Here is a 10,681-nt window from a genome sequence, read left to right on the forward strand (position 1 = left end):
CGCCGCCGGGCTCCTGAACGAGACCTTCGGCACCGACGCCGTGAAGCGCGGCCTCCTCGTGGGTGTCGCGAAGATCACCGTCAACACCAAGTAAGCCCGCTTCTCTGAATGGCCCGTCGCCTCCCGCGACGGGCCGTTCGGCGTTTCCGGGGTTCGGTCGGTTGTTCGTGTGGCCGTGGGGTGTGCATGATCCGTTCGAGTCATAGTCCCCTCGCGTGGCAGCTCGAGCAGCTGAGCGCACCGACGCGCGCGGCACTCCAGCGCCTGCCGCCGGTCGGCACCGACTCGTCAGGGCCGCTCGGAGCGGGCCTCCTGGCCTCGGGGGTTCTCGGCGCGAACATCCGCGCGATCCAAGCTGCTCTCTGACACCCGTCTCCGGACGGTCAGTCGTCGCCGCCACCGCCTCCACCACAGGAGCTCCGCTTCTGGGCTGGCGAAGGAGCAGGTCGACGATTGCAAGAAATTTCTGTGATGGATACAGTGATAGAAATTCTTGCGAAGGAGCCCGCGATGCCCGAACCTCGATTGCCCCTGGACCCCGTCTTTCCTGCCCCGCCGGGGCGCGAGGACTCAGTCGTGGCCTGGTGGCTCGGACAGGCGGGCTTCGCCATCCGTTATCACGACGAGCTCCTGCTCATCGATCCCTACCTGAGCGACGTCCTCGCCGACAAGTACCGCGGGCGCGTCTTCCCCCACGCCCGGCTGCACCCCTCTCCCGTCAATCCGTCCGACATACGAGGTCTCGGCCTGGTGCTGTGCACCCACGGGCACACGGATCACATGGACCTGGGCTCGATCCCGTATCTCCAGAGCTCGAGCGATCCGCTCTTCATCGTGCCGCGGTCCGAGTCCGTGAAAGGCGTGTCCCGAGGAATCCCGGCTTCACGTCTGCTGGGTCTCGACACAGGCGAGATCTTCGCCAGTGGTGGCGTCACGGTGACCGCCGTTCCCGCGGCGCACGAGCAGATCAGTCTCGACGAGCACGGGCAGAATCTGTTCCTCGGCTACGTCATCGACATCGGCGGAGTGCGCCTCTACCACTCCGGCGATTGCACCCCCTTCGACGGCCAGGAGGAGCTCATCCGCTCGCTCGACGTCGATGTCGCACTGCTGCCCGTCAACGGCCGAGACGCGCACCGAATGGGAAACGGTGTGCCCGGCAACTTCGAGCTCGACGAGGCCGTCGCCCTGTGCCGCTCGGCAGGCGTACCCGCACTCGTCTGCCACCACTGGGGACTGTTCGAGTTCAACAGCGCCGACCCCGCCGACCTGCGCGAGAGGTTGGGCGAGGTCACCGACCTGGACTGGCGGGTGCCGGAGCTCGGCGTGCCCTTCGCCCTCGAGCGATCGGCCGCGGCATGACCTCGACGTTCTGGTTCTTCGGGGTGACCACCGGCGGCTCGGCCATGCAGCGCATCTACCCGCTCTGGATGGAGGAGCTCGGAATCGACTCCGCCTTGAGCGGAGTGGACTTCCCACTGGATGCTCCACCGGGCGACTACCGGGCAGCGGTACAACGAGTCAAGGACGACCCCGACTCCGTCGGCGGCCTTGTGACATCGCACAAGCTCAACGTCCTCTCCGCCGCGAGCGATCTGTTCGACGGCCTCGACGAGTCGGCGCAGCTGCTGCGCGAGGTGAGCTGTCTGCACAAGCGCGACGACCGACTGCTCGGCGCCGCCCTCGACGACCGCACGAGCTCACTCGCCCTGCAGGCGCTCACCCCGCAGGGCTTCTGGGATCGCGGTGGCGAACTCCTCCTTCTCGGGGCCGGAGGCGCCTCGATCGCCACCACGCTCGGCCTCCACCACGCCGCAGCGGCAGGGCAGCCTGTTCCCTCGCGCATCCGCGTGACCGCCCGATCCGGTCATCGGCTCGAGGAACTCGAGGCCGTGCATCGCCGGATCGACTTCTCGATCCCCGTGCTGCCGATCGTGACGGCAGACGCCGAGGAGACCGACTCGGTGGTGGCAGGCCTGCCGCCCGCGTCGATGGTCGTCAATGCGACTGGAATGGGCAAGGATCGGCCAGGATCGCCGACGACCGAGGAGGTCGAGTACCCCGTGGACTCGATCGCGTGGGACATGAACTACCGCGGCGAGCGCCCGTTCCTGAGGCAGGCCGAGCGGCGGGCCGCGGAGCGGCGGGTCACCGTCGTCGATGGGTGGGACTACTTCGTCTACTCCTGGACGCACGTCGTCAGCGTGGTGCACGACCTCGAGATCGACCCAGCCACCTTCGAGCGCCTCTCCAGGATCGCTCGATCGGTCCTGGGCTGACCCTCCGGTCCCGGCCGAGCCCCACCCTCCGCCGGGACCTCCTCCTCAGACTCTTCAGACTCCGCCGTCGTAACGGTTCGAGTCGTCGTAGTACCCGCTGGGGAAGTACACGCTCGGGATACCGAACTCCCCGTACATCTCCACGATCCTGCGGTTGTCGTCGATCGCGAGCACCGGCTGGAGGCCCCAGGTGCGCAGACGGTCGACCTCCTCGCGTTTGTAGTCCACGGCGTGGCGGGAGGAGTCGTCCTCGTGCGGAGGCCGGCAGACCAGGAGATCCCAGCGCAGGCCGTTCTCGGTCAGCCATTGCCTGGTGACCCCGGCCACGTCGTCGACCCGACCCGTCAGGATGACGATCCGCACGTCGTCGCGCATCGTGGCGGCGAGCGCGCGCCCCGCCTCGATCACGCCGTCGCCTTCCACGCCGGCGTAGAAGCCCTTCCAGTCGGGCTCCTGGCGATGCAGGAAGTGCTGCCGGTGCAGCGCGTCGGCCAGGACGCCGTCGAGATCGAAGATGACGGCCTGCCCTCCGGCGAGGCCGCCACCGGGTACGTGCCAGTGCCCCGGCAGCGGCGTCCCGGTCACGCGAGCGCCTCGCGGACGACGGCTGCGATGCCCCGGGCATCGAGCCGGTAATGGGCATACAGATGGGTGGGCGGCGCAATGAGACTGTATTCGTCGTGGATGCCATGTCGCACGAGCCGCGCGCCGGAGCGGCTCTCCGCCATGACCTCGGCTACGGCTGCCCCGAGGCCTCCCAGCACATTGTGCTCCTCGACGGTGAGCACCACGGAGCTACGGGCGGCCGCCGCCCGCACGAGGTCGGCGTCGAGCGGCTTGATGGTCGCCATATCGATCACGCCGATGGACAGCCCCTCCGCGGCCAGGGTCTCGGCGGCACGGAGAGCAGGGTGCACCTGCGTTCCACAGGCGATGATCGTGAGGTCGGTCCCCGTGGAATGCTCGATCCCCCGACCGAAGCGGAACTCGGCGTCATCGGCGTACACCTGTGGATCCCGCCCTCGGCTGGTTCGGAAGTAGATCGGCTCCGGCCAAGTCGCCGAGGCGCGGATCGCCGCCTGCAACTGCGGGCCGTCCGCCGGCGAGACCACAGTGAGGCCGGCGATGGCCCTCATGACCGAGATGTCCTCGGTGGCGTGGTGGCTCGTACCGTAGAAGCCGAGCGAGATCCCGGTGTGGTGGCCGATGAGACGCACGGGCAGCTTGGTGTACGCGACGTCCATCCGGATCTGTTCACAGCAGAGCAGAGCGAGGAACGACGCGAATGTCGCCACGAAGGGCGTGGCACCCGTGGTGGCCAGCCCTGCCGCAGCCGAGACCATGTTCTGCTCGGAGATGCCGAACTGGACGAAGCGATCGGGATGCGCGCGCGCGAACTTCACGAGCCCGTTGGAGTACTGCAGGTCGGCCGTGCCTGCGACGACGGGGACGCCCGCCTCGACGAGCTCGATCAACCCGTCGGAGAGATGGTCGAGGCCTGGGTTCTGCGCGTTGAGCCCGCGATACTGCCAGGAGCCCTCTGCCAGTGCGGAGCTCACGATCGGGCCCCGCGGATCTCGGCGATCGCGGCGTCGGCGTCGGCCGGCACGAGGTAACCCAGATGCCACCCCGGCTCCTCCTCCATGTAGGCGACCCCCTTGCCCTTCATCGTGCGGGCGATGACGCAACTGGGAGCAGCCTCGGCGGGACGCTCGGCGAGCAGAAGGAGGAGGTCACGCACGGCGACTGCGTCGTGGCCGTCGACCTCGTGGACCTCCCAGCCGAAGGCGCGCCACTTGTCGCCCAACGGTTCGATGCCGATCACGTCGTCCACGCTGCCGTCGAGCTGGAAGCCGTTGCGGTCGACGATCGCGACGAGTCTGCCCAGCCGGTGATGCGCACCCGCGAGTGCGGCCTCCCAGACCTGCCCCTCCTGCATCTCGCCGTCGCCGAGCATGACGAACACGGAGAAGTCCCGAGCGGAGAGACGGCCGCCGAGGGCCATACCGAGACCGTTGGAGAGTGCGTGGCCGATGGATCCGGAACTGAAGTCGATTCCGGGCACCTTCGTCATATCGGGGTGATCGCCGAGCGGGCTGCCGAGCCGCGTGTAGCTGTCGAGCACCTCCTGAGAGAAGTAGCCGAGGTCAGCCAGAATCGGGAACAGACCGACGGCGGCGTGGCCTTTCCCCATCAGGAACCGATCCCGATCCGGCCAGTCCGGCCGCGACGCATCCGTGCGCATCACCCCGTAGTAGAGAGCGGCGAAGATCTCGGCGGCCGAGAAGACCGAGCTGTAGTGGCCGACCTTGGCCAGCTCGATGAGCCTGATGGCCTCGGTGCGCACGAACTCGGCGCGGTCGGCGAGGAGGGTGTCGTCGGCCCACGGCCGATCAGGGGGCAGAAGCGTCGTTGCTGAAGGCATTTCCTCATCGTGATTGAAATTTCACCCGCCGTCAAGCTAGCGTCGGAAGAAATTTCTATCTCGACAGGAGAACTCATGAGCACCTCTTCCCCGACCCCGGTCGCCGTTGTCACCGGAGGCGGCACCGGCATCGGTCGCGCCGTCGGCGAACTGCTCCACACCCGAGGCTGGACGGTGCGCGCCGTCGGGCTCGATGTCGATACCGATGCTCCTTCGGCGCTCGCGGAAGGCTTCCGGCACTGCGACGTGAGCGATGGCGACGCCCTTCGCGATGCCCTCGCCGACCTCGGCCCGGTGTCGGCACTCGTGACCTGCGCCGCCGTGCTCCGGGATGACGAATGGGTGCCCGAGAGCTTCGACAGGGTGCTGGGCATCAATGCGACGGGCGTGCTCGCCGTGGCCGAGATCCTGCGGTCGCGACTCGCCGAGGCACGGGGCTCCATCGTCAACTTCGCGTCCATGTGGAGCTTCTTCGGTTCACCGAACGCTCCCGCGTACGCCGCATCCAAAGGCGCCGTCGTAGCCCTGACCCGCTCCCAGGCCGTGGCGTACGCCGCCGAGGGCATCCGCGCGAACGCGATCGCGCCCGGCTGGATCGCCACCCCCATGTCGCGCCGCGCCCGCGACGACGAGGACCGCTACGCCCGCATCACCGAGCGCATCCCGCTCGGCCGCTGGGGTGCGGCGGAGGACGTGGCCCGCTCGATCGGCTTCCTCGTGTCGGACGATGCCGCCTACGTCACCGGCGCGGTGCTCACCGTCGACGGCGGCTACTCGATCGCCTAGAACACCACGAGGGTGCGAGCGCCCACGCCGGCCACCAGATCGGCGATCCCGTCGTTGATCTCGTCGAGCGCGATCCGCCGGCCTGCCAGCGCCTCGAGCTCGAGCCGGCCGGCGAGGTGGTCGGCGACGAGGGCCGGCAGGTCGCGCTGCGGCTCAAGGGAGCCCGCCCGCACGCCGTGCACGCCCTTGCCCGAGTGCAGGTGGTCGGCGGGCAGCGGGATCGTGGCGCCGTCACCGAAGACGCCGACCGCCCAGACGGAGCCGCCGCGGGCGGTCGCGTCGAGCGCGAGTCCGATCAGCGCCGGCGCCCCCACCGCCTCAAAGGAGTGGTCGGCCCCTCCGTCGGTCAGATCGCGCACGAGTGCGGCCGGATCGGCGACGAGCCCCGTGTCGACGACGTGCGTGGCGCCGAACCGCTCCGAGGCGAGCGCCAGCCGCTCCGGACTGCGGTCGAGCGCGATGACGGTGGCGGCGCCGGCCGCCGCCGCTCCCTGGCAGACGTTCAGCCCCACTCCCCCCGCACCGATCACCACGACGTGGTCGCCGGGACCGACCCCGGCCACCTTCCGCGCCGAACCCACCCCTGTCGCGACGGCGCAGCCGAGCATGGCCGCCAGGTCGAGCGGCATGCGCTCGTCGATCACGGTCACCGCGTTGCGGTGGAGCACCATCTCCTCGGCGAAACCCGCGATATTGGTCCACTGATGCACCTCGGAACCGGCCCGGGAGAGCCTCGGCTCCTCGCCCGCTCCGCGCATCGTCGCCTGGCGATCCTGGCACATCGCCGGCCGACCCGATCGGCACATCCGGCACCGGCCGCAGAACACCACGAAGCAGGCCACCACGTGGTCTCCGACGGCGACATCCTTCACGGAGGAACCCACTTCACTGACGACCCCGGAGGCCTCGTGCCCGAGCACGACCGGGAGCGGCCTGGCCACCCGGCCGTCGATCACGTGCAGGTCGGAGTGGCAGATGCCGACCGCCGCGGTGGCGACGCGGACCTCGTTGGCCTGAAGCGCATCCGGAGTGTCGATGGTCTCGATCGTGAGCGGTTCGTGCAGGGCGTTCAGGACGGCTGCGCGCATGGGACGGGCTCCTCTTCGGTAATTTTTTCCTTGACACTGTTGCAATCAGAATAAACTTCGGTCACTCTAGTGAGGGGCGTCACGGCCCGTCAACGAAGACGACGAAGTGGATGCGATCCGACGATGACCAAGACCCATGTGATGGCACTCGACGCAGGAACGGGGAGCGTGCGCGCCATCCTGTTCCGTCACGACGGCTCCGTGGAGCACATCGCTCAGGAGGAGTTCGAGCAGCACTACCCGACTCCCGGATGGGTCGAGCACGATGCCATGGACATCTGGGAGTCGCAGTCACGTGTCGCCCATCGCGTGCTGGCGGAGGCGGGTGTGGAAGCGTCGGCCATCGCCGCCATCGGCATCACCAACCAGCGCGAGACCTGCGTGCTGTGGGACAGGACCACAGGTGAACCACTGCACAATGCTCTGGTCTGGCAAGACGGCCGCACCGCCGGATTGTGCGACGAACTCCGCGCCGCCGGCCATGCCGGGCTCGTCCGGCATGCGACGGGGCTCCCCATCGACACCTATTTCTCGGGGACCAAGATCAAGTGGCTTCTCGACAACGTCGCGGGCGCACGGGAACGAGCCGAGCGGGGAGAGCTGCTCGCCGGAACGATCGACTCCTGGCTCATCTGGAAACTGACCGACGGCGCGGCTCATGTCACCGACTACTCGAACGCCTCACGCACGATGTGCTTCAACATCCGCGATCTGCGGTGGGACGACGACATCCTCGCGCTGCTCGACATCCCCCGTGGGGTGCTGCCCGAGGTGCGACCTTCCAGTGAGGTGTATGGCTGGACCGGGCGGGCGGCGGGTTTCGGAGCAGCGATTCCTGTGGCGTCGGCGGCCGGTGACCAGCAGGGCGCGCTGTTCGGCCAGGCGTGCTTCACCGCCGGATCAGTGAAGGCCACCTACGGCACGGGCGGCTCAGTCATGATGAACACCGGCACAACCCTCGTCGAGTCGGAGGCCGGTCTCATCACGACCATCGCGTGGGGGCTGGACGGCCGTGTGGACTACGCCCTCGAGGGAGTGTTCTTCGGCGTGGGTGCCACGATCAAATGGCTGCGAGACGAGCTGAGGGTGATCGACGACGTGGCCGACACCGCGGCGATCGCGTCCTCCGTCCCCGACACCGGCGGCGTCTACCTGGTACCGGCGTTCACGGGTCTGGCCTCGCCGTACTGGGATCAGTACGCTCGCGCGAGCATGTTCGGCATCACGCCGGGGACCGGCAGGGCCCAGCTCGTGCGCGCGGCGATCGAGTCGATGAGCTACTCCTACCGCGACGTCATCGATGCCATGACCGCGGAGTCGGGGACACCGCTCCCCGAGCTGCGCGTCGACGGAGGCGCAGTCGCGAACGACTTCCATCTGCAGTTCCAGGCAGACCAGCTCGGTGTGCCCGTGCGCCGGCCCCGCATCACCGAATCGACCGCGCGAGGCGCTGCGTTCCTGGCCGGCCTCGCCGTCGGCTTCTGGGACTCGCAGGAGGAGCTCCGGGACACCATCGACATCGAGCGGAGCTTTCTGCCCCAGATGGACGACGCGACCCGCGAACGTCTCTACGCGGGCTGGACCAAGGCGGTCTCACGCACCCTCGACTGGGTCGAGCACTGAGCAGAGGGCCCTGAGCTCCCCCATCGAGACCGGTCGGCTCAGCCGCGCGAGCCGCTGACCCGAGTGGGCTTGATCGCCGAGAGGTAACTCTCCTGCAGGTAGTCTGCCGTCTCCTCGTAGTACTTGGTGGCGTAGGTGGCGTAGAGCACGTCGATGGCGAGCAGCTGACCCCATTTGGCCGTGACGGATTCGCCGTAGACGTCCGAGGAGGCGACCGTTCCCGCCGTCACGAGCACCCGATCGACCACGGAAGCCAGTGCCGAGTCGACGTTCGACGTGATGCCCACGGTGTGGGCGCCGTGGAACTTGGCGATCTGCGCGGAGGAGACCACCGAGGTGGAGTCGCCGGAATCGCTGATGGCGATCAGCACGTCGTTCGCACCGAGGGTCGCGCTGCCCATGGACTGCACGCTCTGGTCCCGGAAGAAGTGGCAGCGCACACCGGCGCGCACGAAGCGCATCGTGGCGTTCTCGGCGGCCGTCGACGAGGACCCCATGGCGGCGAAGTAGACCGACGAGGCGGCGTGGATGCGCTCGACCGTCTCCGTGACGATCTCGGGGTCGAGGCGCTCCGCCGTTCGGGTGAGCGCCTCGAGGCTTCCGTGCAGGACCTTCTCGACCACGGCCGATGGGGTGTCGCCCTTGAGCACGCCCTCGTAGACCCAGCTCGCCTTGGGCTCGGCCGCGCCGGGGCGGGAGTAGATCGCCTGGGCGATGCCGAGGCGCAGTTGGTTGTAGCCGTCGAGCTCGAGCTCCCTGAGGAAGCGCGACACTGTGGAGTCGGCGACACCGGCGCGGCCGGCGAGCTCTGTGATGGAGAGCGACTGGGCGACCTCGGGATCGGTGAGGATCACCTCAGCGACACCGCGGAGCGCGGGGCTGAGCGATCCGGCTCGCCGCGAGATCTGGTGCAGCAGGTTGTCAGTCATCCCCTGGTCGCTCACGATCAGAGTCTAAAGCGTCGAGGAGATTCTCGACCGCTGCCGTCATGGCGCGGTCGATGCTCTCACGGGTGAAGCCGCCGAGGTGGGCGGTGCCGATCACCGACGGGTGCGTCGTGAGCGGAGTCATACCCGGCGGCTCCACCTGGTACACGTCGGTGGCATACGTGCGCAGCCTGCCTGTGTCGAGGGCGTCGAGGACAGCTCTCTCGTCGACGAGCGTGGCGCGCGCGGTGTTCACGAGAATCGCCCCTCGAGGCATCAGTGCGAGCGCTCGATCGTCGACGACAGGCTGGCGCGCAGGTGGCGCGTGCAGGCTCAGCACCTGTGCGCCGCTGAGCACATCGTCGAGCTCCGCGAAAGCGAAGTCGCCGTCAGGTGCGAAGGACGGATCCGGAAACGCGTCGAAGGCTCGGACGCTCATGCCTAGAGCCAGAGCCACCCGGGCCACCCGCCTGCCCACCTGCCCGGCACCGATGATGCCGAGCCGCCGGCCGGCGAGCTCGATCCCCTCGCGGCGGCCCCACTCCCCCCTGGCGATCGCTGCGGAGGCGAACGGGATGCTGCGAGCCGCCGCCAGCATGAGGGCCACGGTCAGTTCGGCGACACCCTGTGCGTTGGCCGCGGGCGCACGGAGCACCCGCACGCCGAGCTCCTCTGCGGCGGCGAGATCGATGGAGTCGGCCCCTGTTCCGTTCCGCGATATGACTCGGAGCCGAGGTGCCGCGATGAGCACCGATCGTGGCACGGGCTCCACGCCGGCGAGATAGCCTGCGCTGTCGGCCAGCGACGCGATCAGCTCCTCGGGGGTGGGCACGGCACCCGGCGAGGGGAAGACGACCTCGAACCCTGCCGACCGCAGGCGCTCGATGGCCGGGTGCCCGTGTGCCGAACGGGGGGTCACCACGATGCGCGAAGGCATCCGGGCCTCAGTTGCCCCAGCGCGGGTTGTCGAGGAGCACGGGCGCGCCGTCCCGCTCGACGACGATCTTGCGGAAGCCCTTGGTCTCGATGGTGCCGTAGTCGTGTCCGGCGTCGCCGGGGAAGGCGAAGAAGGTGATCAGCGGCTCGTCGGAGGAGGTGTTCACGCTGCGGTGCGCGTAACGGCCCGGAACGTAGACCGAACGGCCCGGCCGGAACTCCTCGACCTGCACGTCGCCCTCCGGACTCTCCATGAGCATGAGGCCCTGGCCGGAGAGACAGAAGTAGATCTCGGCGGACTCGAGCCGGGTGTGGAAGTGGCCCTTGGTCATGAAGTACTCATCTCCCACCTTGCCGGGGTAGGTGATGCTCGTTCCGTATGCGACCTCGGTCTCGAGCGACGGCACGTCGAAGTCGTAGAACTCGTAACTCAGCACGTCGTCGCGCGCGACCTGCGCGTCGAACGCCGCGGTGTCGGAGTACATGCCGGCCATCGCCGACAGCGGCCGTTTGAGCGAAGCGCGATCCTCGGTGAGCCCGGTGGTCAGGTCGAATGCCGTGGCGACGGCGCGAGTGGTGGGGATGGTGGACGATGCGGTCATGGCGGTTCTTTCGTGT

12 protein-coding genes are annotated in these 10,681 nt (G+C 68.5%); 5 read left to right on the forward strand and 7 right to left on the reverse strand.

The annotated features are described in order from the left end of the window. Positions 1–186 precede the first annotated feature (186 nt). The 3 genes from N1028_RS19350 to N1028_RS19360 all read left to right on the forward strand — a co-directional run bounded on the left by N1028_RS19350 (position 187) and on the right by N1028_RS19360 (position 2,279). On the forward strand, positions 187–366 hold the full coding sequence (locus tag N1028_RS19350) for a hypothetical protein (RefSeq protein WP_259531169.1): 180 nt from the start codon (positions 187–189) through the stop codon (positions 364–366). Between the two features lie 210 nt (positions 367–576). Further along, the gene (locus N1028_RS19355; RefSeq protein ID WP_259531170.1) at positions 577–1,362 is read left to right on the forward strand and encodes an MBL fold metallo-hydrolase; all 786 of its coding nucleotides are present in this window, start codon (positions 577–579) and stop codon (positions 1,360–1,362) included. After that, positions 1,359–2,279: a shikimate dehydrogenase gene (locus tag N1028_RS19360; protein WP_259531171.1), complete on the forward strand. Its 921-nt coding sequence runs from the start codon at positions 1,359–1,361 to the stop codon at positions 2,277–2,279. Before N1028_RS19355 ends, N1028_RS19360 begins: the two co-directional genes overlap by 4 nt. Positions 2,280–2,333: 54 nt before the next feature. On the opposite strand, the gene N1028_RS19365 is transcribed toward N1028_RS19360, so the two are convergent. From N1028_RS19365 to N1028_RS19375, 3 genes are read right to left on the reverse strand one after another with little or no spacing between them, the layout of a single operon-like run. After that, complete coding sequence (locus N1028_RS19365; protein ID WP_259531172.1) at positions 2,334–2,864, reverse strand: phosphatase domain-containing protein; 531 nt, start codon at positions 2,862–2,864, stop codon at positions 2,334–2,336. Then, positions 2,861–3,838 (reverse strand): transketolase family protein, encoded by a 978-nt coding sequence (locus N1028_RS19370; RefSeq protein WP_259531173.1) that lies wholly within the window; start codon positions 3,836–3,838, stop codon positions 2,861–2,863. The genes N1028_RS19365 and N1028_RS19370 overlap by 4 nt, the downstream gene beginning before the upstream one ends. Further along, positions 3,835–4,704: a transketolase gene (locus N1028_RS19375; protein WP_259531174.1), complete on the reverse strand. Its 870-nt coding sequence runs from the start codon at positions 4,702–4,704 to the stop codon at positions 3,835–3,837. The genes N1028_RS19370 and N1028_RS19375 overlap by 4 nt, the downstream gene beginning before the upstream one ends. Positions 4,705–4,779: 75 nt before the next feature. Between N1028_RS19375 and N1028_RS19380 the strand changes: the two genes are divergently transcribed. Further along, positions 4,780–5,490, forward strand: a complete 711-nt coding sequence (locus tag N1028_RS19380; RefSeq protein ID WP_259531175.1) for an SDR family NAD(P)-dependent oxidoreductase — start codon at positions 4,780–4,782, stop codon at positions 5,488–5,490. Here the strand turns inward: N1028_RS19380 and N1028_RS19385 are convergent. Continuing rightward, positions 5,487–6,578: a zinc-binding dehydrogenase gene (locus N1028_RS19385; RefSeq protein WP_259531176.1), complete on the reverse strand. Its 1,092-nt coding sequence runs from the start codon at positions 6,576–6,578 to the stop codon at positions 5,487–5,489. The genes N1028_RS19380 and N1028_RS19385 overlap by 4 nt on opposite strands. Before the next feature lie 123 nt (positions 6,579–6,701). Here N1028_RS19385 and glpK point away from each other — a divergent pair, with 123 nt between their 5' ends. Next, a complete protein-coding gene (gene glpK / locus N1028_RS19390; RefSeq protein ID WP_259531177.1) occupies positions 6,702–8,201 on the forward strand; it encodes a glycerol kinase GlpK in 1,500 nt (499 codons plus the stop codon). A 38-nt stretch (positions 8,202–8,239) separates the two neighbouring features. Here the strand turns inward: glpK and N1028_RS19395 are convergent, their stop codons facing one another. The 3 genes from N1028_RS19395 to N1028_RS19405 are packed head-to-tail and all read right to left on the reverse strand — an operon-like array spanning position 8,240 to position 10,665. Next, positions 8,240–9,145, reverse strand: a complete 906-nt coding sequence (locus N1028_RS19395; protein WP_259531178.1) for a MurR/RpiR family transcriptional regulator — start codon at positions 9,143–9,145, stop codon at positions 8,240–8,242. Beyond that, a complete protein-coding gene (locus N1028_RS19400; RefSeq protein WP_259531179.1) occupies positions 9,123–10,064 on the reverse strand; it encodes a phosphoglycerate dehydrogenase in 942 nt (313 codons plus the stop codon). The genes N1028_RS19395 and N1028_RS19400 overlap by 23 nt, the downstream gene beginning before the upstream one ends. Before the next feature lie 7 nt (positions 10,065–10,071). Continuing rightward, positions 10,072–10,665, reverse strand: a complete 594-nt coding sequence (locus N1028_RS19405; RefSeq protein ID WP_259531180.1) for a glucose-6-phosphate isomerase — start codon at positions 10,663–10,665, stop codon at positions 10,072–10,074. Positions 10,666–10,681 lie beyond the last annotated feature (16 nt).

Origin of the sequence: Herbiconiux oxytropis, from assembly GCF_024979315.1 — a bacterium.
GTDB classification, from domain to species: Bacteria; Actinomycetota; Actinomycetes; order Actinomycetales; family Microbacteriaceae; genus Herbiconiux; species Herbiconiux oxytropis.